This is a genomic window from Caldovatus sediminis (genome assembly GCF_014644455.1).
GTDB classification, from domain to species: domain Bacteria; phylum Pseudomonadota; class Alphaproteobacteria; order Acetobacterales; family Acetobacteraceae; genus Caldovatus; species Caldovatus sediminis.
Window position 1 is genome coordinate 52567 of sequence record NZ_BMKS01000017.1, and the last position, 26618, is coordinate 79184.

The following is a 26618-nucleotide window of genomic DNA, read 5'->3' on the forward strand; positions in this document are numbered from 1 at the left end:
GACGTGGCGGCGCGTGCGTCATATGGGGATTCGGGCGCCCCGCGGCCACTCCTGGCGCGCGGCGGGCGGAGGAATCCGCGGCATTCGCCCGCGCGGGCGCCGGCCATCGGGGCGGGCCTTCCGCGCGCGGCCGGCCGGATGGAGCACGTCATGGGCCACGTCGTCCTGCTCGGCGATTCCACCTTCGACAACGCCTCCCACCTCGGCCACGGCGAGCCCGACGTCGTGGCGCAGCTCCGCGCACGCCTGCCGGCCGCCGCGGGCTGGCGCGCGACGCTGCGCGCGGTGGACGGCGCCGTGACCGACGAGGTCGGCCTCCAGCTCGACCGCCTGCCGCCCGATGCGAGCCACCTCGTCGTCAGCGTGGGCGGCAACGACGCCCTCGGCCACGCGGAGGTCCTCGGGGAGGAAGTGCGCACGGTGGCGGAGGCGCTCGCCCGGATCGCCGGCATCGGGGCGCGGTTCCGGCGCCGCTACCGCGCGATGCTCGGGGCGGTGCTCGCGCGCGGGCTGCCGACCGCGGTCTGCACCATCTACGACGCGCGCCTGCCCGATCCGCGGCAGCGCGCGCTGGCGGCGGCCGCCCTGACCGCGTTCAACGACGTCATCACCCGCGAGGCCTTCGCCCGCGGCCTGCCGCTGATCGACCTGCGCCTGGTCTGCGACCGGGACGAGGACTACGCCAACCCGATCGAGCCCTCCGCGCGGGGCGGCGAGAAGATCGCGGCGGCGATCGCCGACCTTCTCGCGCGCCACGACTTCGCCCGCCGCCGCTCCGAGGTGTTCGGGGGGGAAGGCGGCGACGGTCGCGGGTGACGTTCAGCCCATCAGCAGGATCGGCTTGACCGCCATGCCGCTGACCAGGTCCTCGGCCGCGCGGTTCACCTCCTCGAGCGGGTACGTGCGGATGATCGGGTCCACCGGGAAGCGGTCCTGCCGGCGGAATTCCAGCAGCCGGGGAACGAGCACCGCAGGGGCGCAGCCGCCGAACAGGCTGCCGCGCACCGTGCGGCCGAGGAGCAGCCGCGTCAGGCCGAGCGTCGCCTCCGCGTCCTGCGGCCCCATCGCGGCGAGAGCGCAGACGCCGCCCGGCGCCAGGCACTCCACCGCCTGCCGCACCACGGCCGGTGCGCCGGTGGTGTCCAGCGAGAAGTCGGCGCCGGCGCCGGTGAGGTCGCGGATCGCCCCGACCGGCTCCAGCCCGTCGGGGTCCACGGTCATGGTCGCCCCGAAGGATTCCGCCAGCGCCAGCCGGCTGGCCTTGATGTCCACCGCGACGATCGGATGGCAGCCGGCGAGCCGCGCCGCGAGGACCGCGCCGAGCCCCGCCGCCCCGGCGCCGAAGATCGCGATCGAGTCGCCGGGGCGCGGGCGCAGCGTCCCGATGACCGCGCCGGCGCCGATCTGCACGTCGCCGCCGAGCGCCGCCAGGACCGGCCAGGGCGCCTCCTCCGCCACGCGCACGAGGTTCTCCTCGCGCGCCAGGGCGTGGGTGGCGAAGGAGGACTGGCCGAAGAACGCCCCGGCGACCGGCGTCCCGTCGAGGCGGCGGAGCGGCGAGGAGCCGTCGCGCCGGACGCCGGAGAAGTTGATCTCGAACACGTCCGGACCGTAGGGCCACCCCGCCGGAGCCGCGCCCGGCCCCCGCTCGCCGGCGAGGAAGGTGAGCACGACCCGATCGCCCGGCGCGACGCCGCCCACGCCGGCGCCGACGCGCTCGACCCGGCCCGCCGCCTCCCGCCCCGGCACCGCCGGCAGCGGGGTGAGGAGCTCGCCATCGCGGACGCGCAGGTCGAGATGGCTTACCCCGGCGGCATGGATGCGCACGAGCACCTCGCCGTCGCGCGGGTCGCCGAGGTCGAGCTCCTCAATCGCGAAGGGCTCCCCCGCCCGCTGCGCGACCGCCGCCTTGACCCGCATGGCTCGTCTCCCTTGCCTGCCCTTCCCGGCCCCGCCCCGCGCCGGCTCATGCGATCCCGAGGAAGGGGAAGGCCCGGCGCTCCTCGCGCGACCACAGCGACATACCCGCCCGGCCGCCGACGGTTTCGACCTGGATCGCGCAATCGGGGTCCTCGAGGTCCACGCGCGCCGGCGTGCCGGCGGCCTCGAGCGCGGCCAGCACGGCGTCGGCCAGGGCGCGCTCCTCCGCATGGGCGGAGAGGGCACCCTTCAGGCCGCGGCGGCGCACCCGCACCAGGAGGCTCCGCCCGGCCAGCCGCGGCAGCCAGCCGAGCGCCACCTCCCGCGCCCGCGCCTCGAACTCGGCGGGATCGCGGAAGTCGAAGGCGCGATCGGCGGGCACGACGTGCGAGACGAAGTTGCGCAGGCCCGGCGCCTCGGCGAGGGCCGCCGCGAACTCGGCGAGGAAGCGGCGCGGATCCTCCACGGTCATCACCAGCACGTTATGGAAGCCGGTCCGCCGGACCCTGCCCCAGCGCCGCAGGAGCCGGGACGCCTCGCGGAAGGTCCGCTCCGGCAGGGTGACGACGACGTTCCAGTCGGGCCGCGCGGCGGCGGCAGGCTCGCGTTCCATCGGCGGCGCACGCCTCCCTGGACGGCAGGCGGATCGGGCCGGGGCCATCCGGCCCGGCCCCGCGCGGCAGGATCCCCGGCGCCGGGCCGGACCGCATTGCGCCCGGTCAAGGCGCGCGGCGGCCGGAGCGAGACAGGCTGCGCGCGTCTCGGACATCCGCAGGCGGTCCTCGCGGAGGGCAACGCGTGACCGGACCACTCGTTATCGACGGCGCGCATGGCGAGGGCGGCGGGCAGATCCTGCGCACCTCGCTCAGCCTCGCGGCGCTCACCGGGCGGCCGGTCCGCTTCGAGCGGATCCGCGCGGCCCGCCGCGTCCCGGGCCTCGCCGCCCAGCACCTGACGGCGGTCCGGGCCGCGGCGGCGCTCTGCGACGCACGGCTCGAGGGCGACCGCCTCGGCTCGCAGGCGCTGGAATTCGTGCCGCGGCGCGCGGTGGCGAGCGGCGCCTATACCTTCGACGTCTCGCTTGCCCGCGAGGGCGGCAGCGCCGGCTCGGCGCCGCTGGTGCTGCAGACCGTGCTGCTGCCGCTCGCCCTCGCCGCGGGCGAGAGCCGCCTGACGCTGCGGGGCGGCACGCACCTGCCGTGGAGCCCGAGCTTCGACTTCGTGCGCGACGTCTGGCTGCCGACCCTCGACCGGCTGGGGATCCGGGCGACGGTCGCGCTCGGCGCCTGGGGCTGGTACCCGGCCGGCGGCGGCGAGATCCGCGCCGTGATCGAGGGGCCGCCGCGGGGAGGCTCGGTCGCGGCGAGCGAGCTGACCGGGCGCGGGCCGCTGCGGCGCATCTTCGGGCGTGCCGTGGCGGCCAACCTCCCCGCCCACGTCGCGCAGCGCATGGCGGCGCGCGCCGGGGCGCTGCTCGCCGACGCCGCGGCGCCGGTCGAGATCCGCGCGGAGCGCGTCGCCGCCGCCTGCCCGGGCGCCGGGATCTTCCTCACCGCGGAATACGAGGCGGCGCGCGCCGGGTTCACCGCGCTCGGCGCGCGCGGCAGGCCGGCCGAGGCGGTGGCGGAGGAGGCCTGCGCCGCGCTGCGCGCGCACCGGGTGTCGGGCGCGGCGCTCGATCTCCACATGGGGGACCAGATCCTGCTGCCGCTGTGCGTCGCCGAGGGGCCGTCGCGCTACACGGTCGAGCGCGCGACGCCGCACCTCGAGACCAATGCCTGGGTGGTGGAGCAGTTCGGGATCGCGCGGGTGGCGCTCGGCCGCGCCGGGCTTGGCGGCGCCTGCGAGGTCACGGTGGCCCCGGCGCCGCGCCCCGGCCGCTGACCCCGCGCCGAGCGCGAGAGCCGACCGCCGACGGCTGGGGACGGGCGGGAGCGCCAACCGCCCGGCACCAACGCGCGAGGGCCGTCGCGGCGAGCGCGGTCGCGCGGAACAGCGGAAGGCGCCCGTCGCGCCCCCTCACTCCGCGGCGAGATCGGGCCGCGCCGCGGGCGCGGGTCGGACCGGCGGGCGCGGCAGGCCGTAGTGCGCGCGCAGCGTCCGGCCCGCGTATTCGCGGCGGAACAGCCCGCGGCGCTGCAGGATCGGGACCACCTCGGCGACGAAGGTGTCGAGCATCCCCGGCAGCACCGCCGGCATGACGTTGAACCCGTCCGCCGCGCCGGCCAGGAACCAGTCCTCGATCAGCGCCGCGACCTGCTCCGGCGTGCCGGCCATGGTGTAGTGGCCGCGCGCGCCGGCGAGGCGGTGCAGGAGCTGGCGCAGCGTCAGGCCCTCGCGCCGCACCAGGCCGAGGATCACCTCGGTGCGGCTGCGCGCCGCCTCCACCGTGCCGGGATCGGGGAAGTCCTCCGGCGAGAGCGGCCGGTCGAGCGGGAGGTGCGAGAAGTCGTGCCCGCCGAACCGGCCGGAGAGCCGCTTGCGGCCGACCTCGGGATCGCTGAGGTCGTTCAGCTCCCGCGCGATGCGCTGCGCCTCGGCCTCGGTCGAGCCGATCACCGGGCTGAGGCCGGGCAGGACCAGCACCTGCTCGGGGGCGCGCCCCTCGGCCGCGGCCAGCGCCTTGAGGTCGGCGTAGAATTCCCGCGCCGCCGCCTTCTCCTGGTGCGCGGTGAACACCGCCTCGGCGTGGCGCGCGGCGAAGCGCCGGCCGGTGTCCGAGGAGCCGGCCTGCACGAGGACCGGCCTCCCCTGCGGGCCGCGCGGCAGGTTCAGCGGCCCGGCGACGCGGTAGTACGCGCCCTGGTGGTTGATCGGGCGGATGCCGCGCGGATCGGCGTAGGTGCCGGAGGCGCGGTCGTCCAGCACCGCGTCGTCCGCCCAGCTGTCCCAGAGGGCGGTGACGACCTGCATGAACTCCTCGGCGCGGGCGTAGCGCTCGGCGTGGCTGAGCTGCCGCTCGCCGCCGTAGTTCCCGGCCGCGGCGGCGAGCCAGGAGGTGACGATGTTCCAGCCGACGCGCCCGCCGCTGATGTGGTCGAGCGAGGCGAACTGCCGCGCCAGGTTGAACGGCTCGGTGTAGGTCGTCGAGGCGGTGGCGATCAGCCCGATCCGGCTGGTCGCGCCGGCCAGCGCCGCCAGCACGGTGATCGGCTCCAGCCAGGTGCGCGGCGCGTGCGCGACGTCGTCGCCGAGGGCGAGCTGGTCGGCGAGGAAGATCGAATCGAACAGCCCCGCCTCCGCCCGCTGCGCCAGGTCCTGGTAGTAGCGGATGTCCGTCAGCGGCAGCGGCGAGGCCGCCGGATGCCGCCAGGCGGCCTCGTGGTGCCCGCGGGCGTGGATGAAGAGGTTGAGATGCAGCTCCCGGGTCATGCGGCGATCCTTCCGCGCCGTGCGGCGGCCCGCCCCGCGGGCGGGACGATCGTAGCGGGCTGCGCGACGCGCCGGCAACGCCGCCGACCGGACATGTGGCCCGCGCCGGGTTGCGGCGCGCCGGCCGGGAATAAATCCCGGGCGCCGGGCGTCCCATGGGCGGAACACCCGACGCCCATGCCGAGCCCCTGCCGAAGGACCGGATGCTGACCGATCGCGATGCGCGCATCGAGGCCGCGATCCCCGCGCTGCGCCGCTTCGCGTGGTCGCTGCTGCGCGATCCGCACGCCGCCGACGACCTCGTCCAGGACTGCCTGGAGCGCGCCCTGGGGCGCTGGCGCCTGCGGCGTCGCGACGGCGACCTCAGGGCGTGGCTGTTCGCCATCCTGTATCACGCCCACGTCAGCGGCCGGCGCCGCGAGGCGCGCCGCGCGCGCCTGCTCGGGGAGTTCGCCGGCCTGGCCGAGCAGGCGACCGCCGCGCACGCGCCGGACAGCGCGGTGCAGTGCGCCGAGGTGCTGCAGCACCTGGACTCGCTGCCCGAGGAGCAGCGGGCGACGCTGCTGCTCGTGGGGGTGGAGGGCCTCGGCTACGAGGAGACGGCCCGCGTCCTCGGCGTGCCGGTCGGCACGGTGATGTCGCGCCTCAGCCGCGGCCGCGAGCGCCTGCGCCGGCTGACCGAGGGCGGCGGCGAGCCGGCGGCGCCCGTCCCCCTGCGCGTGGTGCGATGAGATGACCGAGCCGCGCGACCAGCCCCCGATCGGCGAGGACGACCTGCAGGCCTATGTGGACGAGCGGCTCGACGCCGCGCGCCTCGCCCATGTCCGCCGCTACCTTGCGGAGCATCCGGAGGCGGCGGCCCGCGTGCGCGCCTTCGCGGCGCAGCGCGACGCGCTCCGCTCCGCCCTCGCGCACAAGGCGAGCGAGCCGATCCCGGCCAGGCTGCGGGTGGCGCATCTGCGCGCCGGGCTGCGCCAGCGCCGCTGGCGCCAGCTCCGCGGGGCGGCGGCGGCGGTGCTGCTGGTGCTGCTGGGCGCCGGGGCGGGCTGGCTCGCCCGCGGCGGCTGGATGGGACCGGCCGCACCCGACGCGCCGCCGATGGCCGAGGCCGCCGCGGCCCACCGCGTCTTCGCGCAGGAGGCGCGCCGCCCCGCCGTGCTGGTCGCCGCCGATGCCGACGACCTCGCGGACTGGCTGACGGAGCGGCTCCGGACCCCGGTCGTCGTGCCGGACCTGCTGGCCGCGGGGTTCCGGCCGCTGGACGGCCATCTGCTGCCCTCGCCCCACGGCCCCGCGGGGGTGGTGATGTACGAGCGGGTCGGGGGCGACACCCGGCTCTCGTTCTACGTGCGGCCGGCGCCCGGCACGCCGGCGGAACCGCTGCGCTGCGCCGACCATCCGGGCGGGTACGTGACCTACTACTGGTTCGACGGCCGGCTCGGCTACGCGGTGACGGCCGCGTTGCCGCGCGAGGAACTGCGCGAGGTCGCCTTCGCGGCGGCACGCGAGGTGCGGGCGGGGCCGCGGCGCCGCGCCGACACCCGGATGGCCAGCGGCCAAGCATCGCCGCGGGTCTGCGTCGGCTGAGAGAGAGCCGGCAAACCATCCCCGAGGGAGGAACAGCCATGAAGCAGAAGCGACAGATCGGCCGTCCGGAGCGCGGACTGCTCGAGCTCTACCAGGACGATCCGGAACGGGCGGACGCGCTGGTCTGGGGCCGCCGCGGCGCGCTCCGGGGCGCCGCCCTCGCCTCGATGGGGGCCGCGCTCGGCGCCGCGATCCCGTTCGCCGGGCGGATGCCGGAGGGGCTCCTGCCCGCCGCGCTCGCCCAGCCAGCCCCGTCGGGGGGCGGCGGCCAGGGCGGCCCGCAGATGATCCGGCTCGAGGGCAAGGAGCCCCTGATCCTGCAGGGCGAGCGGCCGCTGAACGCGGAGACGCCCGAGACGCTGCTCGACGACGAGGTGACGCCGGCCTCGAAGATGTTCGTCCGCAACAACGGCCAGGTGCCGGAGGCGCCCCGCGACCCGCGGGCCTGGAAGATCCGCATCGACGGAGAGGTCAACCAGCCGCTCGAGATCACGGTCGGCGAGCTCGAGGGCGGGCGCTTCCCGCTGGTGACGCGCCGGCTGCAGCTCGAGTGCGGCGGCAACGGCCGCTCCTTCTTCTCGCCGCAGACCCGCGGCAACCAGTGGGGCAACGGCGCCGTCTCCTGCGGCGAGTGGACGGGGGTGCGGCTGCGCGACCTGCTGCAGGCCGCCGGCCTGAAGGAGAGCGGGAAGTTCACCGGGCACTTCGGCGCCGACCCCCACCTCTCGGGCGACCCGAACCGGCAGGCGATCAGCCGCGGCATGCGGATCGAGAAGGCGCTCGACGAGGACACGATCATCGCGATCCGGCTGAACGGAGAGCCGATCCCGCTGATCCACGGCGCCCCGGCGCGGCTGGTCACGCCTGGCTGGCCGGGCTCGCTGAGCCAGAAGTGGCTGACGCGCATCTGGATCCGCGACCGGCCCCACGACGGCCAGGGCATGGGCGGCACCTCCTACCGCGTGCCGGTGCAGCCGATCGTCCCGGGCAGCCGCAACGACGGGCGCGACTTCGTGGACCTCGAATCCATGCCGGTGCGCTCGGTCCTCACCAACATCGCGCACGGGACGCGCCTGCCGGCGGGCACGCGGAACCTGGACGTCCGCGGCTTCGCCTGGGCCGGAGACAAGACCGTGCGGGCGGTACACGTCTCCGTGGACTACGGCGCGACCTGGCACGAGATGCGGGTGGCCGATCCCGCCAACCGTTACGCCTGGCAGCGCTGGAGCGGCCGCGTGAGCCTGCCGACCGACGGCTACTACGAGATCTGGTATCGCGCGACCGACAGCGACGGGCGCATGCAGCCCCATGTGGCGGGGAACTGGAACCCGCAGGGCTACGGCGCCAACCCGATCAGCCGCGCGGCGGTACTGGTCGGCTAGGCCACGGCGCGGCGTGCCGGCGATGACGCTGACGAGGGCCCTGGTCGTCTGCCTGATCCTGACCGTCGTCGTGCTGTTCGGCCAGAAGCACGGCCTCTGGGGCGTGCGGGAGGCGGCGCGGCCGCCGCCCCCGACGCCGGCCGCCATCGCGTTCCAGCGCGCGCAGCAGGAGGCGGCGGCGCGCGAGGCCGCGGCGCGGGAGGAAGCCGCCCGCCTCGCCGCGGTGGCGCAGCCGGAGGAGACGCCCGACGTGCTGCCGCCCGGCGAGGGGCGCGAGGAGACCTTCGCCGCCTGCACCGCCTGCCACAGCACCGCGGTCATCCGCCGCTCGCGTCTCAGCCGCGAGCGATGGGACGAGCTGATCGACTGGATGGTCGAGCGGCAGGGGATGAACCCGCTGGATGCCGAGCATCGGCGGCTGATCGTGGACTACCTCGCGACGGCCTTCCCCGAAGCGCCGCCCGCCGCCGGCCGGCGCGCGGTCAGCCCCTTCCTCACCGACTGAGCGGGGGGCGCGCGGCGCGTGGTTTCGCTGTCGCCTGCGCGGCCCGCCTCAGGGCCGGCGCCTGAGCATGGTGGCGGCGGAGCCGGCGCGGCACCGGCTGCGCAGGACCTCGCCCGTCGGTGCGGCCGGAGTGCAGGTCGCCGCCGCACCGGAGCGGCGCCGGTCCCCGTGCGCGCGGCGGCCGGCTGCCCTTGCGGCGCATTGCGCCCAACCCTAGGGCCGATCGCCGACGGCCGGAAACCGCCGGGAGCGTGAATCGGCTCGGCCGACGACGAGCAGGAGCCGTTGCAGCGGGCACGGCGAGGCGAAAACGGCTCTGGCCGAGGCGGGCATCGGGCCCTCGGTTGGCAGCGTCGGCGACAGCTACGACGATGCGCCGGCCGAGAGCGCCATCGGCCTGTTCAGATCGAGCTCATCCGCCGCCGCTGCTGGCGTGGGTTGGAGGCCGTGGAGTTCGCCACCCTGGAATGGGTGGACCGGTTCAACAACCGCCGCCTCCACGAGCCGATCGTCAACATCCCTGCCGCCGAGGCGGAGGCGCGCCACCATACCCCACAGGAGCCCACACCCCTGGCGGCGGAACCCACGCCAAACAGCCTCCGGCAAACCCGCCGCGGTTCACCATTCGCCTCCGCCAACGCCTTGCTCTACGCCGCCTCCACCATCGTCCTTCTGCGTCGCGTCGCACGTTCCGCATGAGATTCGAGACAGACCCTCAGGACGGCGGGTAGCGGTCGAGCAGCTCGCCCGGCAGGGGCATCAGCCGCGCGCCATAGGTCCAGACCAGGGCGCACTCCACCGCGCGGCCGGGGAAGGCCGCCTGGAGCACCGCGCGGTAGGCGGCCATCTGGCGCAGGTAGAGCGGCGGCACGTCCTCGGCCCGCGCCGGCGGCGGGCGGTTGGTCTTGTAGTCGAGCACCAGCACCCGGCCCGGCGTCACCACCAGGCGGTCCACCTGGCCGGCGATCAGCCGCCCGCCGACGCGGCCGGCGATCGGCGCCTCGGCGAGGCTGCCGGGGCCGAAGGCGACGGCGATCTCGCTCCGGCGCAGCAGGGCGAGCACCTCCTCCAGCGTCTCGCGCTGCTCCTCCGCGCTCAGCCCGTGGCCGGGGCGGGCGAGGAACTTGCGCGCGGCGGCCGCCCGCTCGGCCGGCGGGTGGTCCGGCAGGTGCTGCAGCAGGGCGTGGACGAGCTGGCCGCGGCGGAAGCGCCGCCCGGCGGGGTCGGCCTGGCCGCGCGGCGCGGCGGCCGGCATCTCGCGCTCGCCCGGCGGCGCCGAGGGGGCGATCGCCGCCTCGGCGGCCTCGGGCGGGGCGGGGCGGTGGGCCCAGTCCGGCAGGGGCGTTGTCGCGGCCTCTCCGGCCGCGACCGGGCGCCGGCGATCGAAGGGCGGGACGGTCTGCGGGGAGTCGCAGCGCAGGAGCCGGTCGCCCGCGAAGCCGCAATCCTGCGGCGCGCCGAAGGCGGCCGGGTCGAAGGGCAGCTCCGCCGCGCCCTCCAGCCGGCGGAAGCCCGCGGCGATCAGGTCGTACCAGCAGCCGGCGGGGCGCTTCTTCCTCTGCCAGCCGCAGACCAGCAGCCGGTCCTCGGCGCGGGTGAGGGCGACGTAGAGCAGCCGGTGCTCCTCCTCGGCGCGCTTGCGCTTCTCGGCCTCGAGCAGCGCGGCGTAGGCGGGGGCGTGGTGCTCCCTGCGCGGCGCCCAGAGCGGCAGGCCGTCCGCGGTCCAGCGCACGGCGCGGTCCTCCCGGCCGGTGCCGACCGTGTCGGGCAGGATGACGACCGGCGCCTCCAGCCCCTTGGCGCCGTGCACGGTCATGATGCGCACGGCGTCGGCGGCGGACTCCGCCTCGCGCTTCACCTCCGCGCCGCCCTGGCGGAGCCAGTGGACGAAGCCCTGCAGGCTCGGCGGGTGGGCGCGCTCGTAGGCGAGGGCGGCGTTGAGGAACTCGTCCACCGGGTCCGCCGCGTCCGGGCCGAGGCGGGCGAGGAGCTTCACGCGCCCGCGGTGCTCGCCGAGCACCTCGGCGAACAGGGCGTGCGGGGTGATCAGGTCGGCGCGCGCCATGAGCCGCGCGATCCACTCCGCCGCGGCGGCGAGGCGCGGCTCTTCCGCGGAGCCGCGATGCGCGCGCAGCGCCTCCCACAGCGAGCCGGGGCGGTCGTGGGCGAGGGCGAAGAGCTCGTCCTCGGTGAGGCCGACCAGCGGGCTCTTGAGCAGCGCGGCGAGCTGCAGGTCGTCCTCCGGCAGCAGCAGCACGTCGGCGAGCGCGAGCAGGTCCTGCACCGCGATCTGCTCGACGAGCGCGATGCGGTCGGGGCCGCCGACGGGGACGCCGCGCTCCTTCAGCGCGCGGACGAGGCGCGGGACGAAGCCGCCGGTGCGGCGGCGGACCAGGACGAGGATGTCGCCCGGGCGCATCGCCCGGCCGCGGGCGGGCAGCGGCTCGCCCTCGCGCAGCCAGGTCGCGATGCGGGCGGCGAGGGCCTCGGCGAGCAGCGCCTCGGGGCCGGCGGCGTGGCGCGGCGGCTCGTCCGGCACCTCCCAGGGCGGGGGGTCCTCGACCTCGCCGGCCTCCAGCATCGGCCAGAGCTCGACGGCGCCGGCCTGGCCGACGCGGTCGGGGCGGTGGCTCAGGCGCTCGCCCTCGCCGACCACGCCGTCGCGCGCCTCGCCCTCGGCGAAGACGGCGTCCACCAGCGCGAGCACCGGGGCGGTGGAGCGGAAGGAGACGTTGAGCTGCACCTCGCGCAGCTCCCCGCCGAGGGCGGCGCAGGCGCGGCCGAAATGCGCGCGCCAGGTGGCGAAGCCGGTCGCGTCGGCGCCCTGGAAGCCGTAGATGGACTGCTTCACGTCGCCGACCGCGAAGACGGTGCGCGGGCGGGGCGCCGGCGGATCGGCGGCGTCGCCGTCGCGGCGCCCGGGCGCGCCGCCGGCGAGGGGGCGCGCGCCCTCGCCGGCGAAGAACTCCTCGGTCAGCGCGGCGGCGATGCCCCACTGCGCCGGGTTGGAGTCCTGCGCCTCGTCCAGCAGCACGTGGTCGAGGCCGCCGTCGAGCTTGAACAGCACCCAGGCGCTGCCGGGGTCGCGCAGCACCGCCTCGGCGCGGGCGATCAGGTCGTCGTAGTCGAGCAGGCCGCGGTGGCGCTTGCGCGCCTCGTAGCCCTCGAGGACGGGCTGGGCGAGGCCGAGCAGGGCGGAGGTGGCGGCGAGCAGCCGGCAGGCGCGGCGGCTGGCCTCGACCGCGAGAATGCGCTGCGCCTCGGCCTGCATCGCGGCGACGATCTCGGCGTGGCGCGCGCCGACCTGCCTCGTGCAGAGCGTCGCGCGCGGCGTCCCGTCCTGGGTGAGGAAGATCGCGCACCACTCGTCCCAGCGCGCGGCGCGCTGCTCGCGGGGCAGTTCCAGCCAGGCGAGCATCCGCTCCGCCCGGGCGCGGTCATTGTCGTTGCGGCTCGCCTGCTTGAGGCGGGCGGCGGCGAGCAGCGCCGCGTCGTCGCTGGCGCAGGCGGCGGCGACCAGCGCCCGCTCGTCGGCGGCGTCGGCGAGGCCGAGGTGGCGGGCGAGCGCGGCGCGCAGGCCGGGGAGGCCCTTCGTGCGGCTCAACGCCGTGGCCAGCCGGCCGCGCTCGCCGGCGAGCGCCGCGACCAGCTTCGAGAAGTCGTCCGGCGGTACCAGCTCCGCCAGCGCCGCCAGCGCCTCGGCCTGCGCGCCGGGCGCGGCGAGCACCGCCTCGCGCGCCTCGGCGAGCAGGGCGCGGGCGTCGGCCTCCTCGACGACGCCGAATTGCGGCGTCAGCCCGGCCTCCAGCGGGAAGGCGCGCAGCAGGGACTGGCAGAAGGCGTGGATGGTCGAGATGCGCATCCCGCCCGGCAGCTCCAGCACCCGCGCGAACAGCTCGCGGGCGTGGCGCAGGCGGCGCGCGTCGGGCGCGGCGCCGGTCAGCGCCGCGAGGTGGCGGGCGAGCGTCCCGTCGTCGGCCACGGCCCACTCGCCGAGGCGCTTGGCGAGGCGCGTCGCCATCTCCGCCGCCGCCGCCTTGGTGAAGGTGAGGCAGAGGATGCGGTTCGGCGGCTGGTCCTGCTCCAGCAGCAGGCGCAGCACGCGGTCGGTCAGCACCTTGGTCTTGCCCGAGCCGGCGGAGGCGCCGACCCAGGCGGAGACGGCGGGATCGGAGGCGCGCGCCTGGGCGATCTCCGCCTGCTGGCGGGGGCTGATGTCGGCGGTCATGGCGCGCCGCCGCTCCCCTCGGCGCCGGCGTCCTCGGCGCCGGCCCATTCGGCGACGCGGGCGAGGTGGTCGTAGTCGCCGGAACGCGACGGGCGCCCGGGATGCGGGTGCGAGGGAAAGGTGGTGTCCCCGCGCAGCAGGAAGCGCTCGGCGAGGGCGGCGGCGGCGGCGAGGCTGCGCTCGGCGAGCTCCTCCACCTCCGCCGCGCCGGCGCGCACGCCCTGCACCTCGCCGGCATCCGGCCCGCCGGAGACGCGCCAGTACTCGAGCCGCTCGACCGGCCGCGGCGGCAGGCCGCGGAAGGCGCCCCGCAGCGCCATCGCCGCCTCGAGCGGGAGCTGCGGCTGCGAGCCGTCCTCGACGGCGGCGGCCTTCGGCAGCTTGCCGGTCTTGTAGTCCACGACGGCGAGGCGGCCGTCGGCCTGCTCGTCAATGCGGTCGGCGCGGGCGATCAGGGTCACCGCGCGGTCGCCGCGGCGGGCGAGGGCGAGGCGCCCCTCGGCCTCGACCAGGCTGCGGCGGATGGCGTTGGCGGCGCGGCGCGGCGCCTCCTGCGCCACCACGAAGTCGCCGATGCGGGCGAGGCGCGGGCGCCAGAAGGCGGCGAGGGAGGGCGGCGCGCCGGCCTGCGCCAGCGCCGCCTCCGCGGCCTCCGCGAACCACTGCCGCGCGGCGGCCTCGCCCGGCCAGGCGCGGGCGTCGTCGAGGCGGCGGATGAAGCGCGCGAGCGCGGCGTGGACCAGCGTGCCGTACTCGGCGCGGCCGACATCGGCATCGAGCGGGTCGAGCGGGAACAGCTTCAGCACGCGCCTGGCGTAGATCGCGTAGGGGTCGGCGAGCAGCGTCGCGACGTCCGACAGCGAGAGCTCCTCGGGCCGCGCGGCGAGGGGCGGCCTCGGCGCCGGCCGTTCGCAGGGCGCGACCCGCGCCGGCTGGTCGAGCCGCGCCGCCCAGGCGGCGGCGGGCGAGGCGGGGAGGGCAAGCCCGCCCTGGCCGGCGAGGAAGGTCTCGATGCGGGTGAGCCAGCGCGCCGGCACGGTCGGGCTGCCGCCGCGCTTGGCGGCGCGGGTCAGCACGGCGGTCGGCGCGGCGCAGGCGGTGAGGAGGAAGTCGGCGCAGACGCGGCCGATGCGGGCCTCCGGCTCCGGCAGGCCGAACGCCTTGCGCATCGGCCGGCTCATCCAGGGGCCGGGGTCGGTGGCGAGCGGCCAGACGCTCTCGTCGAGCGCGCCGAGCACGACGCGGTCGAAGGAGAGGAGGCGGGCCTCGAGCAGGCCGAGGATCTCGACGCGCGGATGCGGGCCGCCGTCGCGCCCCTTGCTGGCGCGCACCGACCGCGCGGCGACGCCGGCGAGCGCGGCGTCGAAGAGGGCGGGATAGGCGGAGGGCGCGATCGGCGGCAGCTCGGCGAAGGCCGGGGCGAGGGCGGCGAGGTGGCAGGCGAGCGGCTCGCCCTCCTCGCCGGCGTAGAGGCGCAGGCCGCCCGGTTCGGTCTCGGTCGCCGCCAGCGCCTCGGCGGCGGCGAGGTGGGCGGCGAGGAGGTCGCCGGGCGGGCGCGCCGGCGCGTCCTCGAGCGCGGTGAAGCCGCCGAGGGCGCGGGCGAGGGCCTCGAGCAGGGCGTTGGCCTGGGCCAGGGCCTCGGCGTCGCGCTCGCCGCGGAGGACGGCGGAGGTGGCGTCGCGCAGGCCCTCGACCCCCGGCGCCGGGCGCGGGCCGCGCAGGACGCGGCGCTCCAGGAGCCGCGCCGCGGCGAGCCAGGCGCCGCGCTCCATGCCGCCGGCGCAGAGCGGATGCTTGAGCACGGAGAGCAGCGGCACCGGCGCGAAGCGCTCCGCGACCATGCGCGCCACCAGGCGGAGGAAGGCGCCGGCGGGGGTCTCGGACAGCGGCTCGCCGGCGGAATCGTCGGCGACGATGCCGTGGCGGGCGAGCTCGGCGGAGACGCGGCGGGCGAGGTCGCGGTCCGGCGTGACCAGGGCGGCGCGGGCGCGCGGGTCCTCCAGCGCCTCGCGCAGCAGCAGGGCGATCGCCACCGCCTCCTGCTGCGCGTCCGGGGCGGTGAGCAGCGAGAGGCCGTCGAGGCCGGGGCGCCAGTGGTCCGGCTCGCGCCGCGTCCAGGCGCTCATGCCCTCGGGGGGGCGCAGCGCCATGCCGAACAGCTCGGCGCGCCGCTCGGGCGCGGCGCGGTGCGAGACGCGCTCGCAGCCGGGCCAGGTGCGGATGCGGTCCTGCTCCGCGGCGAGGTCCTCGAGCAGCCGCGCCTGGGAGCAGAAGGGGTGGGTGGGGGCGTTCTTGATCGCGTCCCACACCTCGCCCCGGGTGCGCCGGTCCACGCCGTGCAGCACCACCGCGCCGCGCGGCAGCTGCGCCACCACCTCGAGCAGCGCCGCCGCCGCCGGGATGGTGCCGCCGACGCCGATGCCGGCGGCGATGACCCAGTGCGCCGGCGGGTCGCGCTCCCACGCCTCGGCCTGGGCCTGCAGCGCCTTGACGCGGCGCACGCCGACGTCGAGCAGGCCCTGCTCGCGCAGCCACGCGTTCCACTGCGCGACGACGCCGCGCAGGAAGGTCAGGGTGATCTGCCAGTGGCGCGCGTGCTCCTCCGGCACGAGCCTGGCGAGCCGGTCGAGCCAGCGGTCGGCGAACAGCTCCGGCGAGACGGTGGCGAGCATGCCGAGGTCGCGCTCCTCCAGCGCGATCTCGTCGAGCAGGGTGGCGAGGGCGCCGGCGAGGCCCCAGGCCTGTTCCGGCGTCGCCGGGCCGCCGTGGCGCTGCGGCAGGCGCATCACGAATCCGGTCAGCACCGACTGGCGCCGCAGCGGCTCCACCGCCGGCGGCAGGTCGAGCAGGACGGGGAGCGCCAGCTCGTCCGCGTCCTCCGTGGAGAGGCCGGCGAGGGCGCGCATGCGCGGCAGCAGCATCGCCCGGTCCGCATCCTCCGGCCGGCCGGGGCCGCCCGCGCCGCGCGCGGGCTGCGCCACGGCGAGGCGCAGGAACGCCTCGCGCAGCGCGCGGGCGGAGCGGCGGGTGGGGAGGAGGAGGGTCGCGCGCGACAGGGCCTCCGGGTCGGCGCGCCCCGCGCCCCCGTCGTCCCCGTGCAGAAGCAGCACGCCGGCGGCGAGGCAGTCGAGGAAGGGGAGATGCGCGGGGATGTCGAAGAGGCGCATCGCCTCCGGCCGCGCCATCAGAACTGCCTCCGCTCGAAGCCGGTGCGCAGCGCCTCCTCGGCCTGCGCGAGGTCGCGCGGGCGGGAGAGGTGGAACCACACGCCGTCGTGCACCAGGCCGTAGAGCCGGCCCGGGGCGAGTGCCTTGTCGTAGAGCCGGTTCAGGCTGAAGGGCCGGCCCTCCGGCGTGCCCTCGAACAGGCGGGGCGAGAGGATCTGCACGCCGCCGAAGAGATAGGGCGCCACCTCGCGCTCGCGCGGCCGGCGCAGCCGGCCGAGCGGGTCCATCAGGAAGTCGCCGTGGCCGACCTCGCCCTCGACATGGGTGGTCCGGACCAGCAGCAGCAGCGCGTCCATCGCCGCCGGATCGAAGGCGGCGGCGAGGCGCCGCAGCGCCGGCGTCGGCCCGTCGAGCCAGAAGGCGTCGCCGTTCACCACGGCGAAGGGGCCGGCGCCGAGGTGCGGCAGGGCGCGCCGCACGCCGCCGCCGGTCTCCAGCAGGAGGTCGTCCTCGCGCTGCAGGAGGATCCCGGGATCGCCGCGCGCGGCGACGGCTGCGGCGATCTGGTCCGCGAACCAGTGCGCGTTGACGACGATGCGGGTCACGCCCGCCGCCTCCAGCCGGTCCAGCGCGTGGTCGAGCAGGCTGCGGCCCCCGAGCAGCAGCAGCGGCTTGGGCCGCTCGTCGGTCAGCGGGCGCATGCGCGTGCCGAGGCCCGCGGCGAGCACCATCCCGTGCGTCAGCGCGATCACGCGGCGGCCTCCAGGCAGGCGGGGTTGCCGCGCAGCGCCGGCGGCACGTGCGCCTCGAGGAAGGCGGCGAGCGGCGCCGTCGCCGGATGCCGCAGCGCGCGCTCGAGCAGCGCCCAGGTGCGCGGCGCGTGGACCAGGTAGCGCGGCTTCGCGTCGCGCCGCGCGAGCCGCACCCAGAGCGCGGCGACGCGCAGGTGCCGCTGCGCGGCGCAGGCGGCCATGGCGGCCTCGAACGCCTCGCGGTCCAGCGCCGGCCCGCGCAGGGCGAGGTAGCGCGCGACCGCCGCCTGCCGCGCCGCCTCCGGCACGTCGCGCCGCGCGTCCTCGACCAGCGAGACGAGATCGTAGGCGGGATGCCCGCGCGCCGCGTCCTGGAAGTCGAGGATGCCGGTGCGGCGCGGGCCGTCGCGGTCGGGGAGGCGCATCAGGTTGGCGGCGAAGAAGTCGCGGTGGACGAAGGCGCCGGCGCCGTCGAAGGGGGCGAGCATGGCGCGCAGCGCGGCGCCGAAGGAGGCGCGCACCTCCTCGGCGGGTGGCGCGCCGAAGGCGGCGGGCCACCACCAGTCGAGGAAGGTGGCCGCGGCGAGGCGGGCCATGGTCGCCGAGTCCCACTCGGGCAGGCCGGTCGGCGGCGGGGGCGCGGCGTGCAGCGCGGCCAGGGCCTCCGCCGCCTCGGCGTAGAGCGCGACCGGATCGGCGGCGGCGGAGTCGAGCAGGGCCGCGTGGGTCGCGTCGCCGAAATCCTCGAGCAGCAGGAAGCCCGCCGCCTCCTCCGCCGCGATCACCGCCGGCGCGGAGAGGCCGAGGCCGGCGATGTGCCGGCCGACGCGCAGGAAGGGCCGGACGTCCTCGGGCGGCGGCGCGTCCATCAGCAGCGCCGGGACCGGGCCGCCGCGCAGGCGGACGTAGCGGCGGAAGCTGGCGTCGGAGGGCAGGGGCTCGCGCCGCGCCGCGCCGAAGCCGTGCGCGGCGAGGAAGGCGGCGGCGGCCTCCTCCCGGTCGTCCCTCATGGCGCGCGCACCAGCGCGGCCAGCCGCTCCGCCGGCCAGCCGGAGAGGACCGCCTCGCGCTCCTCCTCGCCCGCGCCCGGGGCGAGCGCGATGCGGAGCGCGCCTTGCGGCGCAAGGGACCCGAGCCGGTCCGGCCATTCCACCAGCACCACGCCCTGCCGCGCCTCCTCCCAGCCGAGTTCCGCCACCTCCTCCGGCCCGCGCAGCCGGTAGAGGTCGAAGTGCCACGCCGGGCCGATTCCCGGCAGGTCGTACTGCTGCACGAGGGTGAAGCTCGGGCTCGGCACCTCGAGCGCCGGGTCGCCGGCGGCGGCGCGCAGGAGGGCGCGGGCGAATTCGCTCTTGCCGGCGCCGAGCGGGCCTTCGAGCAGCACCACGTCGCCGGGCCGGAGCGCCGCGGCGAGGCGCGCCGCCAGCGCGCGGGTCGCCGACAGATCGGAGAGATGCACCCTGAACTGCTCTTCCATCGCTCGCGTCGCACGGGCAGGCCCGGTTCCGACCGGGACGCGCATCGCCGCCCGGCCGTGAGGCCCGCCGGTTGCCGAATCGGCGGCCGCGCGGTCCCGGCCGGAGTGTGCCCTCCGCCCGGGCCACCCCTCAAGCAGGGCGTTCCGGCTTTGATCCCCTCGGCCGGGTCGTCTATCAGGTCCCCCGGGAGAAGGGGAGTGACCATGCCCGCAACGGTCGAGACCGATGTCGCGATCATCGGCGCGGGGCCGGTCGGCCTGTTCGCGGTGTTCGAGTGCGGCATGCTGCGCATGCGCTGCGCGGTGGTGGACGCGCTCGACGCCATCGGCGGGCAGTGCACGGCGCTCTATCCGGAGAAGCCGATCTTCGACATCCCGGCGCATCCGCAGATCGGCGCGGCCGAGCTGATCGAGCGGCTGGAGCGCCAGGCGGCGCCCTTCACCCCGCTCTACCTGCTCGGCCGGCGGGCGGAGAGCCTGCGCGAGGAAGCGGAGGGCTTCGTGCTCGGCACCTCGGCCGGCGATTCGATCCGCTGCAGGGCGGTGGTGATCGCCGCCGGCGCGGGGGCCTTCGGGCCGAACCGGCCGCCGCTCGCGCGGCTCGAGGAGTTCGAGGCGAGCGGCGCGGTGCGCTACCTCGTCGCGCGGCGCGAGGACTTCCGCGGCAAGCGCGTGGTGATCGCGGGCGGCGGCGATTCGGCGGTGGACTGGGCGCTGTCGCTCAAGCAGATCGCGGCGCGCGTGACCGTGGTGCACCGCCGGCCGAAGTTCCGCGCCGCGCCGGAGAGCGCGGCGCAGCTCGAGGCCGCGGCGGCGCGGGGCGAGCTGGAGCTGGCGATCCCCTACCAGCTCCACGGGCTGGAGGGCGAGGACGGGCGCCTCTCGGCGGTGGTGCTGGCGACGCTGAAGGGCGAGACGAGGCGGGTGGAGGCGGACCACCTGCTGGCCTTCTTCGGCCTCTCCATGGACCTCGGGCCGATCGCGCGCTGGGGGCTCGCGCTCGACCGCCACCACATCCGCGTGGATCCGGCGACCTGCGAGACCACCCTGCCCGGCGTGTACGCGATCGGCGACGTCGCGGCCTATCCGGGCAAGCTCAAGCTGATCCTGCAGGGCTTCTCCGAGGCGGCGATGGCCGCGCACGCCATGCACGCGCGGGTCTTCCCGGGCCAGGCGCTGCACTTCGAGTATTCGACGACGAAGGGCGTGCCGCTGGCGAGCGCGCCGGGCGGGCAGGCGGGGGTGGCGGCGCCGGCGGGGGGCTGACGGCGCCCTGGCGCCGCGGCGGGGGGGGCGCGCCCGGCGCGATCGCCTCATGCCGGCGGGCGCCGCGGCGCCGCGAGGGCGACGCCGGCCGCGGCGAGCGCCATGCCGGCCCAGGCGATCGGCGCCAGCGCCTCGCCGAGCAGCGCCCAGGCGATCAGCGCCGCGACCGGCGGGACGAGGAAGAACAGGGCCGAGACGCGCGCCGCCTCGCCGCGGCGGACCATGGCGAAGAGGAGGCTCATGGACAGCAGGGAATTGCCGAGCACGAGGTAGGCGAGCGCCAGGGCGAAGGGCACCGACCAGGCGATGGCGAGCCCGTCGGTGAGGGCGGCGAGGGGCAGGGTCGCGGCGGCGCCGACGAGGTACTGCACCAGGTTCGCCGCGACCGGGTGGTGCGGCCGGCCGAAGCGCTTCTCGTAGAGCACGCCCGCGGTCATGGTGGCGAGCGCGCCGAGCGCGGCGAGCAGGCCCCAGGGACCGCGCGCCTCCAGCGCGCCGCGCGAGGCGATCACCACGGCGGCGCCGGCGAGGCCGAGGACCAGGCCGAGCCAGACCCGCCCGCCGACCCGCTCGCCGACCAGCGACGGGGCGAGCAGCCCGACCAGCACCGGCTGCAGCGCCACGATCAGCGCCGCCGCCGCCGCGCTCACGCCGAGGCCGAGCGAGACCGTCATCAGCGCGAAGTACCCGACCTGGACGATCAGCGCGTTCGCCGCGAGATGCGCGAGCGCGGCGCCCCGCGGCAGGCGCGGGCGGAGCGCGAGGGCGAGCGGGGCGAGGATCGCGACGCAGACGGCATAGCGCAGCCCGAGCAGGCCGAACGGCCCGGCGCCGCCGAGGCCGAACTTGATCGCCGTGAAGCCGCCCGACCAGAGGCAGACGAAGGCGAGCGGGGCGAGGCGGAACACGTCGAAGCCGCGCCACGTCCCGCCGCCCTTCGCCCGCCGCCGGCCGCCGGAGCCGTTCCCGCCCGCCCGCGTCCGCTGCAACGGCCCCGGCCCGTCGCCTGCAGAGCCGATGCGCGCCCCCGTCCGCGCCGCCGGCGATCCGCGCTACCGCGTCGCCGCTTCCGCGCGGTCGCGGCGCCGCTCGGGCCGGCGCGCCGCCGGCGCGGACGGGGGCGCGACCTCGGCGGTGCGCAGCGCCGCCGGCCCGCCGTCCACGGCGATGCGCTGGCCGGTGTCGCGCAGGCGGTTGCCCTCGATCCGGTACACGCCGATGGTCTTGTCGGCCATGTTGCCGATCAGCAGGGTGCGGCCGTCGCGCGAGAAGGCCATGCCCTGCACCCAGTCGCCGGCCGGCACCGCGCTCACCACCCGGATGCGGTTGTTCTCGATGCGCAGGAGCTTCACCTCCGCCTGGCCGCGCAGCGGATGGCCGATCGGGCGGCCGGTGCCGTTGTGCACGACCGCGACGGCGTGGCGGCCGTCGGGGCTCGCCATCACGCCCTCGGGCGTGGTGCCGACCGAGACCGTGTCCACCACGCGGAAGGGCTCGCGCGTCAGGTCTATCAGGCTGACGGTCTCGATGTCGCCGGTGTTGCCGGAGCTGGCGCGGCCGACGTTGCCGACGATCGCCCAGGCGCCGGTCGGCGAGACGTGCAGGGCGTAGGGGCGCAGCCCGGCGCTCATGCCCCGGTCCAGCCTGGTGACGGTCTCGCCCTCGATGCGCAGCACCGTGATGTAGCTGTCGCCGTCGCGGGTGACGAGCGCGTGGCGCCCGTCCGGCGTGAACGGCGCGTGGCTGACGCCGGCGCTCGCCGGGCCGATCTCCACCGTGCCGATGACGCTCGCCCGGCCGTCGCGGATGCGCAGCACGCTCACCGTGCCGGAGGCGCGGTTGGCGACCAGCGCCAGCGTGCCCGCGCGGTTGACCGAGATGCCGGACGGGCCGTTGCCGACCTCGAGCGTCTGCACGACGCGCGGCGGGCTGGCGCGCAGGTCGATCACCGAGACGCGGTTGTCGGGGATGGTGCGGCGCGGGTTCTCCGGGTCGATCTTCTCGGCCGAGGAGGCGAGGGCCAGCCGCTCGTCCGGCGTGACCGCGACCGACAGGGGCGGGCCGACGACGGAGTGCGGCGCCGCCACCTCCGCCACCAGCCGCGGCGTCCGGCCGTTGAGGTCGATGATCGAGACGGTGTCGGGCCGCGGGTCCTGCACCAGGGTGTTCACGCCGTTGACCAGGGTGCGCTTGTTGTCGTTGCCCGACACGGCGATCTGCGCCGTCGCCGCTTGGGACGCGAGGCCGAACGCGATCGCCGCGGCGCCCGCCAGGAGTGCTGCCCTCATCTGCCGTTCCTCCCCGGGGCGGTCCGCGCCCCGAACGGTTTCGGTCATCCCCGGCGTCATGGCGACGATCGGGCACTCCCCGCCCCGTGTGCAAGGACCGGTTGCGTTCCCGGGCGGGCGGCGCCACGTCACCGGGATGATCGGCGTGGATTGGGGCACTTCCAGCCTGCGCGCCTACCGCCTGGCCGCGGACGGCACGGTGTGCGAGAGGCGCGAGGCGGAGCGCGGCGTCCTGACCGTCCCGCCCGGCGGGTTCCCCGCGGTGCTGCGCGAGGCGGTGGGCGACTGGATCGCCGCCGGGGAGGACCGCGTGCTGCTCTGCGGCATGGTCGGCAGCCGCCAGGGCTGGGTGGAGGCGCCCTACCTCGCCTGCCCCGCCGGCGTGGCGGAGATCGCCGGCGCGACCATCCGGGTGCCCTTCGAGGGGCCGGCGCGGGTGCGGCTGGTCCCGGGCCTCGCCACCCGCGACGCCGCCGGGGTGCCGGAGGTGATGCGCGGCGAGGAGACGAAGGTCGTCGGCCTGCTCGCGGCGATCGGCGCGGCGCCGGAGGCGACCCTCTGCCTGCCCGGGACGCACTGCAAGTGGGTGCGCATCCGCGCGGGGCGGGTGGCGGGCTTCGCCACCTACATGACCGGCGAGGCCTTCGCCGCGCTCTCCGCCCACACCATCCTCGCCCGCAGCCTGGACGCCGAGGCGCCGCCGCATCCCGGCGCCTTCGACCGCGGCGCGGCGCGCGCGCGCCAGAAGGGCGGGCTGCTGCACCACCTGTTCGGCGTGCGGGCGCTGGCGCTGACGGGGGAGCTGCCGCCGGACCAGGCGGGGTCCTACCTCTCCGGCCTGCTGATCGGCCACGAGGTCGCGGCGGCGCTGGAGGCGGGCGTGGCGCCGCCGGTGCACCTGGCCGGCGCGGAATCGCTGGTCGCGCTCTATCGCCGCGCGCTCGGCGCCTTCGGCATCCCCTGCCGCATCCACGACGCCGACGCCGCCGCGCGCGGCCTGGCCCTGATCGGAGGACGCCTCGATGAGACCGATTGGTGAGTGGCTCGCCCGCTGCCCGCTCCTCGCCATCCTGCGCGGCATCCGCCCGGAGGAGGCGGAGGCGGTGGGCGAGGCGCTGGTCGCCGCGGGCTTCGCCATCCTCGAGGTGCCGCTCAACTCGCCCGAGCCCTTCGAGAGCATCCGCCGCCTCGCGGCGCGGTTCGGCGAGGCGGAGGCGCTGGTCGGCGCCGGCACGGTGACGCGGGCGGAGGAGGTCGCCGAGCTCGCGCGGGCGGGCGGGCGGCTGATGGTGACGCCGCACGCCGATCCGGCGCTGGTGCGCGCGGCGAAGGCCGCGGGGCTGACCGCCGTGCCGGGATTCTTCACCCCCGGCGAGGCCTTCGCGCTGCTGCGCGCGGGCGCCGACGCGCTCAAGCTGTTCCCGGCCGAGGCCGCTTCGCCCGCCGTGCTGAAGGCGCTGCTCGCCGTGCTGCCGAAGGGCACGCCGGTGCTGCCGGTGGGGGGGGATCGGGGCGGAGAACCTCGCCGCCTGGCGTGCGGCGGGGGCGGCGGGGTTCGGCATCGGCTCCGCGCTCTACCGGCCCGGCGACGCCCCGGCGAAGGTCGCGGAGCGGGCGCGCAGCCTGCGGGCGGCGCTCGGTTCCGCTTGAAACGGGCGCACGGGCGGCTAGCCTTTGCGCTCAACCAATTGGAACGTCCTGGGAACGCCGCCAATGACCGACATGCCTCGCCGCCGTGCCCTGCTCGGGGGCGCGACCGCCGCCGTCCTTGCCGCCCCCGCGGTGCTGCGCGTCCCCCGCGCCCAGGCGCAGGAGGTGACGCTGCGCCTGCACCACTTCCTGCCGGCGGTCTCCAACGTGCACCGGCACTTCCTCCAGCCCTGGGCGCGCAAGGTCCAGGAGGAGAGCAACAACCGCCTGCGCATCCAGATCTTCCCCGCGATGCAGCTCGGCGGCGCGCCGCCGCAGCTCTACGACCAGGCGCGCGACGGGGTGGCGGACATCGTCTGGACGCTGCCCGGCAACACCCCCGGCCGCTTCCCGCGCATCGAGGTGATCGAGCTGCCCTTCGTCGCGCACAAGCGCGCCAGCGTGAACGCGCGCGTCACGCAGGAGCTGTTCGAGAAGCACATGCGCGACGAGTTCCGCGAGACCCACATCATCACCGCCTGGGCGCACGACCACGGCCTCGTGCACGCGCGGCGCGAGGTGCGGACGATGGAGGACCTGCGCGGCCTCAAGCTGCGCTTCCCGACGCGCATGGCCGGGGAGGGGCTGCGCGCCCTCGGCGCCACCGCGATCGGCCTGCCCATCCCGCAGGTGCCGGAGGCGCTGACCCAGGGCGTGATCGACGGCGCGGTGGTGCCGTGGGAGGTGGTGCCCGCCATCCGCCTGCAGGAGATGGTGCGCCACCACACCGAGATCCCGGGCAGCCCGACCTTCTACACGACGAGCTTCGTGCTGGCGATGAACAAGCCGAGGTACGACAGCCTGCCGGCCGATCTCCGCCAGGTGCTCGACGCCAATTCGGGCCAGGCGGCGGCGGCGATGGCGGCGAAGGTGTGGGACGAGCAGGGCCCCGTCGTCGAGGCGGCGGTGCGCCGCCGCGGCAACCAGATCGTCGAGATCACCGAGGAGGAGAAGGCCCGCTGGCAGCGCGCGACGCAGCCCGTGGTCGAGGCCTGGGTGGGGCAGATGCGCGAGCGGGGCATCGACGGCGGCGCGCTGCTCGAGGAGGCGCGCGCGCTGATCGCGCGCTACGGCCAGGGAATCGCCTGACGCAAGCCGGCGCGGCGCCGGCGCCGCCGTGGACGGGATGGACCGGAAGCCGGTCGCGCCGCCGCGCGGGCCGATCGCGACGCTGGCCGGGCTGCTCGCCTTCGCCGGCGGCGCGGCGCTGCTCGGCGTCGCCTTCCTCACCTCCACATCGGTGCTGCTGCGCTGGCTCGCCGGCGGGCCGATCAAGGGCGACTTCGAACTGGTCTCGCTCGGTTCCGGGCTCGCGGTGCTCGGCTTCCTCGCCTACGGCACGCTGATGCGCGCCAACATCCTGGTGGACACCTTCACGACGCGGCTGCCGCGCCGGCTGAACCGCCTCGCGGACGCCTTCTGGATGCTGGTCTGGGCCGGCTGCATGGCGCTGCTCGCGGAGCGCATGGCGGTCGGCGCGGCGGAGGCGCTGGCGACCGGCACGCGCACCATCGGCCTGCTCGGCGTGCCGATCTGGTGGGCGATCGCGATCGGCGCCTTCTGCTTCGCCGCGACGGCGGCGGCCGCGGCGTACTGGGTCGCGCGCTTCCTGCGGGACGAGGCCTGATGGCGCCGGAGTTCGTCATCGCCGGCACCGGCTTCGCCGTGCTGCTCGGTCTGATCGCGATCCGCGCCCCGGTGGCGCTGGCGATGCTGGCGGTCGGCGCGGGCGGCTACTACCACATCGTCGGGCTCGACCCGCTGCTCAACTACCTCAAGACGACGCCCTTCTTCCTGTTCGCCAACTACACCCTCTCGATCATCCCGCTGTTCATCCTGATGGGCGCGCTGGCGGAGCGGGGCGGCCTGGCGCGCGACCTGTTCGCCGCGGCGAACGCGCTGGTCGGGCACCGGCGCGGCGGGATGGCGATGGGCGTGATCGTCGCCTGCGCCGGGTTCGGCGCGGTGTGCGGCTCCTCCGTCGCCACCACGGCGACCTTCGGGCGCGCGGCGCTGCCGGAGCTGCGGCGCTACGGCTACGAGCCGGGATTCGCGACGGGGACGATCGCGGTCGGCGGCACGCTCGGTATCCTGGTGCCGCCATCCGTCATCCTGGTCGTCTATGCGATCAGCACCGAGCAGAACATCGCCAAGCTGTTCATGGCGGCGCTGGTCCCGGCGCTGATCGCGGCCCTGTTCTACGTCCTCGCCATCGCGGTGCTGGTGCGCCGGCGGCCCTCGCTCGGCCCGCCGGTGCGCGGCGCGGTGCCGCCGGAGCAGCGGCGCGAGGCCCTCCTCAACGTCATCCCGGTGCTGGTGATCGGCGTCGTCGTGGTGGGCGGGATCTACGGCGGGATCTTCACGCCGACCGAGAGCGCGGCGGTCGGCTGCGCCGCGACCCTCGCGGTCGGCGTGCTGCGCGGCACGCTGCACGCGCGGCACGTGCGCGAGGCGCTGCTCGCCACCGCCGAGACGACGGCGATGATCTTCGCCATCCTGCTCGGCGCGGAGGTGTTCAACGCCTTCCTCGCGCTCTCCCAGGCGCCCGACCTGCTCTCGGTCTGGATCGCCGGGATGGACTGGCCGCCCTACGCGGTGCTCGCGGCGCTGCTGTTCGCCTACATCCTGCTCGGCGCGGTGATGGACGAGCTGGCGATGATCCTGCTGACGCTGCCGGTGTTCTTCCCGGTGGTGACCGCGCTCGACTTCGGCCTCGCGGGACAGGAGGAGACGGCGATCTGGTTCGGCATCCTGGTGCTGATCGTGGTCGGCATCGGGCTGACGGCGCCGCCGATCGGGCTCAACGTCTTCGTGGTCAGCGGCCTTGCGCGGGACGTGCCGATCGCGCGGACCTACCGCGGCGTGCTGCCCTTCCTGGCGATGGACCTGGTGCGGCTGGCGCTCTGCGTCGCCTTCCCGGCGCTCAGCCTCTGGCTGGTGCGCCTGCTGACCTGAGGCCCGGGGTGCCCGGCGACGGCCCGGCGC

Annotated in this window: 21 protein-coding genes and 2 pseudogenes; 13 read left to right on the forward strand and 10 right to left on the reverse strand. The window is 76.8% G+C overall.

Annotated features, from left to right (window positions below):
• Positions 1 to 150 precede the first annotated feature (150 nt).
• Entirely contained in the window at positions 151 to 816 is a 666-nt protein-coding gene (locus tag IEX99_RS19400; protein ID WP_188903372.1) for an SGNH/GDSL hydrolase family protein, read from the forward strand.
• Between the two features lie 3 nt (positions 817 to 819).
• Here IEX99_RS19400 and IEX99_RS19405 read toward each other — a convergent pair whose 3' ends face one another.
• Complete coding sequence (locus tag IEX99_RS19405) at positions 820 to 1920, reverse strand: zinc-binding dehydrogenase (RefSeq protein WP_188903374.1); 1101 nt, start codon at positions 1918 to 1920, stop codon at positions 820 to 822.
• Between the two features lie 46 nt (positions 1921 to 1966).
• Positions 1967 to 2533 carry a THUMP domain-containing protein gene (locus tag IEX99_RS19410; RefSeq protein WP_188903376.1) on the reverse strand — a complete coding sequence of 189 codons (567 nt, stop codon included), beginning with the start codon at positions 2531 to 2533 and terminating at the stop codon, positions 1967 to 1969.
• Between the two features lie 185 nt (positions 2534 to 2718).
• Here IEX99_RS19410 and rtcA point away from each other — a divergent pair, with 185 nt between their 5' ends.
• Positions 2719 to 3804 carry an RNA 3'-terminal phosphate cyclase gene (rtcA, locus tag IEX99_RS19415; protein ID WP_188903378.1) on the forward strand — a complete coding sequence of 362 codons (1086 nt, stop codon included), beginning with the start codon at positions 2719 to 2721 and terminating at the stop codon, positions 3802 to 3804.
• A 135-nt stretch (positions 3805 to 3939) separates the two neighbouring features.
• Here the strand turns inward: rtcA and IEX99_RS19420 are convergent, their stop codons facing one another.
• Complete coding sequence (locus IEX99_RS19420) at positions 3940 to 5292, reverse strand: LLM class flavin-dependent oxidoreductase (protein ID WP_188903380.1); 1353 nt, start codon at positions 5290 to 5292, stop codon at positions 3940 to 3942.
• A gap of 203 nt (positions 5293 to 5495) precedes the next feature.
• Here IEX99_RS19420 and IEX99_RS19425 point away from each other — a divergent pair, with 203 nt between their 5' ends.
• From IEX99_RS19425 to IEX99_RS22590, 5 genes and pseudogenes are all read left to right on the forward strand, one after another.
• Positions 5496 to 6023 (forward strand): sigma-70 family RNA polymerase sigma factor, encoded by a 528-nt coding sequence (locus IEX99_RS19425; protein WP_188903382.1) that lies wholly within the window; start codon positions 5496 to 5498, stop codon positions 6021 to 6023.
• A gap of 1 nt (position 6024) precedes the next feature.
• Positions 6025 to 6879 carry an anti-sigma factor family protein gene (locus IEX99_RS19430; RefSeq protein ID WP_188903383.1) on the forward strand — a complete coding sequence of 285 codons (855 nt, stop codon included), beginning with the start codon at positions 6025 to 6027 and terminating at the stop codon, positions 6877 to 6879.
• Positions 6880 to 6917: 38 nt separating this feature from the next.
• Positions 6918 to 8261, forward strand: a complete 1344-nt coding sequence (locus IEX99_RS19435) for a sulfite oxidase (protein ID WP_188903385.1) — start codon at positions 6918 to 6920, stop codon at positions 8259 to 8261.
• A gap of 22 nt (positions 8262 to 8283) precedes the next feature.
• Positions 8284 to 8766 carry a hypothetical protein gene (locus tag IEX99_RS19440; RefSeq protein WP_188903387.1) on the forward strand — a complete coding sequence of 161 codons (483 nt, stop codon included), beginning with the start codon at positions 8284 to 8286 and terminating at the stop codon, positions 8764 to 8766.
• A gap of 316 nt (positions 8767 to 9082) precedes the next feature.
• Positions 9083 to 9465 (forward strand): annotated as a pseudogene (locus tag IEX99_RS22590) (integrase core domain-containing protein); the annotation flags it as partial.
• A 16-nt stretch (positions 9466 to 9481) separates the two neighbouring features.
• On the opposite strand, the gene addA reads toward IEX99_RS22590, so the two are convergent.
• The 5 genes from addA to tsaE are packed head-to-tail and all read right to left on the reverse strand — an operon-like array spanning position 9482 to position 18390.
• Positions 9482 to 12994, reverse strand: a complete 3513-nt coding sequence (gene addA / locus IEX99_RS19450) for a double-strand break repair helicase AddA (protein ID WP_188903389.1) — start codon at positions 12992 to 12994, stop codon at positions 9482 to 9484.
• Complete coding sequence (addB, locus tag IEX99_RS19455) at positions 12991 to 16179, reverse strand: double-strand break repair protein AddB (RefSeq protein WP_229678157.1); 3189 nt, start codon at positions 16177 to 16179, stop codon at positions 12991 to 12993. Before addB ends, addA begins: the two co-directional genes overlap by 4 nt.
• On the reverse strand, positions 16179 to 16892 hold the full coding sequence (locus IEX99_RS19460) for a nucleotidyltransferase family protein (protein WP_188903425.1): 714 nt from the start codon (positions 16890 to 16892) through the stop codon (positions 16179 to 16181). The genes addB and IEX99_RS19460 overlap by 1 nt, the downstream gene beginning before the upstream one ends.
• A gap of 17 nt (positions 16893 to 16909) precedes the next feature.
• Positions 16910 to 17923 (reverse strand): aminoglycoside phosphotransferase family protein, encoded by a 1014-nt coding sequence (locus IEX99_RS19465; RefSeq protein WP_188903391.1) that lies wholly within the window; start codon positions 17921 to 17923, stop codon positions 16910 to 16912.
• Positions 17920 to 18390, reverse strand: a complete 471-nt coding sequence (gene tsaE / locus IEX99_RS19470; RefSeq protein WP_188903393.1) for a tRNA (adenosine(37)-N6)-threonylcarbamoyltransferase complex ATPase subunit type 1 TsaE — start codon at positions 18388 to 18390, stop codon at positions 17920 to 17922. Before tsaE ends, IEX99_RS19465 begins: the two co-directional genes overlap by 4 nt.
• Positions 18391 to 18594: 204 nt before the next feature.
• Between tsaE and IEX99_RS19475 the strand changes: the two genes are divergently transcribed.
• Positions 18595 to 19656 (forward strand): NAD(P)/FAD-dependent oxidoreductase, encoded by a 1062-nt coding sequence (locus IEX99_RS19475; protein ID WP_188903428.1) that lies wholly within the window; start codon positions 18595 to 18597, stop codon positions 19654 to 19656.
• A 47-nt stretch (positions 19657 to 19703) separates the two neighbouring features.
• On the opposite strand, the gene IEX99_RS19480 is transcribed toward IEX99_RS19475, so the two are convergent.
• Positions 19704 to 20645, reverse strand: a complete 942-nt coding sequence (locus IEX99_RS19480) for a DMT family transporter (protein WP_229678158.1) — start codon at positions 20643 to 20645, stop codon at positions 19704 to 19706.
• 63 nt (positions 20646 to 20708) lie between these two features.
• Positions 20709 to 21944 (reverse strand): lactonase family protein, encoded by a 1236-nt coding sequence (locus IEX99_RS19485; RefSeq protein ID WP_188903395.1) that lies wholly within the window; start codon positions 21942 to 21944, stop codon positions 20709 to 20711.
• A 136-nt stretch (positions 21945 to 22080) separates the two neighbouring features.
• Between IEX99_RS19485 and IEX99_RS19490 the strand changes: the two genes are divergently transcribed.
• From IEX99_RS19490 to IEX99_RS19510, 5 genes and pseudogenes are all read left to right on the forward strand, one after another.
• Positions 22081 to 22983 carry a 2-dehydro-3-deoxygalactonokinase gene (locus IEX99_RS19490; RefSeq protein WP_188903397.1) on the forward strand — a complete coding sequence of 301 codons (903 nt, stop codon included), beginning with the start codon at positions 22081 to 22083 and terminating at the stop codon, positions 22981 to 22983.
• A pseudogene (locus IEX99_RS19495) lies at positions 22967 to 23389 on the forward strand (2-dehydro-3-deoxy-6-phosphogalactonate aldolase); the annotation flags it as partial. The gene IEX99_RS19490 and the pseudogene IEX99_RS19495, both read left to right, overlap by 17 nt.
• Before the next feature lie 268 nt (positions 23390 to 23657).
• Positions 23658 to 24722, forward strand: a complete 1065-nt coding sequence (locus IEX99_RS19500; protein WP_229678159.1) for a TRAP transporter substrate-binding protein — start codon at positions 23658 to 23660, stop codon at positions 24720 to 24722.
• Positions 24723 to 24759: 37 nt separating this feature from the next.
• Positions 24760 to 25260, forward strand: a complete 501-nt coding sequence (locus IEX99_RS19505) for a TRAP transporter small permease (protein WP_188903399.1) — start codon at positions 24760 to 24762, stop codon at positions 25258 to 25260.
• Positions 25260 to 26588 carry a TRAP transporter large permease gene (locus tag IEX99_RS19510; RefSeq protein WP_188903402.1) on the forward strand — a complete coding sequence of 443 codons (1329 nt, stop codon included), beginning with the start codon at positions 25260 to 25262 and terminating at the stop codon, positions 26586 to 26588. The genes IEX99_RS19505 and IEX99_RS19510 overlap by 1 nt, the downstream gene beginning before the upstream one ends.
• Positions 26589 to 26618 lie beyond the last annotated feature (30 nt).

Coding starts and splice junctions, on each gene's coding strand:
- IEX99_RS19425 (WP_188903382.1), top strand. CDS start 5,496: ATGCTGACCGATCGCGATGCGCGCATCGAGGCCGCGATCCCCGCGCTG.
- IEX99_RS19500 (WP_229678159.1), top strand. CDS start 23,658: ATGACCGACATGCCTCGCCGCCGTGCCCTGCTCGGGGGCGCGACCGCC.
- IEX99_RS19410 (WP_188903376.1), bottom strand. CDS start 2,533: ATGGAACGCGAGCCTGCCGCCGCCGCGCGGCCCGACTGGAACGTCGTC.
- IEX99_RS19430 (WP_188903383.1), top strand. CDS start 6,025: ATGACCGAGCCGCGCGACCAGCCCCCGATCGGCGAGGACGACCTGCAG.
- IEX99_RS19420 (WP_188903380.1), bottom strand. CDS start 5,292: ATGACCCGGGAGCTGCATCTCAACCTCTTCATCCACGCCCGCGGGCAC.
- tsaE (WP_188903393.1), bottom strand. CDS start 18,390: ATGGAAGAGCAGTTCAGGGTGCATCTCTCCGATCTGTCGGCGACCCGC.
- IEX99_RS19400 (WP_188903372.1), top strand. CDS start 151: ATGGGCCACGTCGTCCTGCTCGGCGATTCCACCTTCGACAACGCCTCC.
- IEX99_RS19490 (WP_188903397.1), top strand. CDS start 22,081: ATGATCGGCGTGGATTGGGGCACTTCCAGCCTGCGCGCCTACCGCCTG.
- IEX99_RS19510 (WP_188903402.1), top strand. CDS start 25,260: ATGGCGCCGGAGTTCGTCATCGCCGGCACCGGCTTCGCCGTGCTGCTC.
- IEX99_RS19475 (WP_188903428.1), top strand. CDS start 18,595: ATGCCCGCAACGGTCGAGACCGATGTCGCGATCATCGGCGCGGGGCCG.
- IEX99_RS19405 (WP_188903374.1), bottom strand. CDS start 1,920: ATGCGGGTCAAGGCGGCGGTCGCGCAGCGGGCGGGGGAGCCCTTCGCG.
- IEX99_RS19435 (WP_188903385.1), top strand. CDS start 6,918: ATGAAGCAGAAGCGACAGATCGGCCGTCCGGAGCGCGGACTGCTCGAG.
- IEX99_RS19485 (WP_188903395.1), bottom strand. CDS start 21,944: ATGAGGGCAGCACTCCTGGCGGGCGCCGCGGCGATCGCGTTCGGCCTC.
- IEX99_RS19460 (WP_188903425.1), bottom strand. CDS start 16,892: ATGGTGCTCGCCGCGGGCCTCGGCACGCGCATGCGCCCGCTGACCGAC.
- addB (WP_229678157.1), bottom strand. CDS start 16,179: ATGGCGCGGCCGGAGGCGATGCGCCTCTTCGACATCCCCGCGCATCTC.
- IEX99_RS19440 (WP_188903387.1), top strand. CDS start 8,284: ATGACGCTGACGAGGGCCCTGGTCGTCTGCCTGATCCTGACCGTCGTC.
- addA (WP_188903389.1), bottom strand. CDS start 12,994: ATGACCGCCGACATCAGCCCCCGCCAGCAGGCGGAGATCGCCCAGGCG.
- IEX99_RS19465 (WP_188903391.1), bottom strand. CDS start 17,923: ATGAGGGACGACCGGGAGGAGGCCGCCGCCGCCTTCCTCGCCGCGCAC.
- IEX99_RS19505 (WP_188903399.1), top strand. CDS start 24,760: ATGGACCGGAAGCCGGTCGCGCCGCCGCGCGGGCCGATCGCGACGCTG.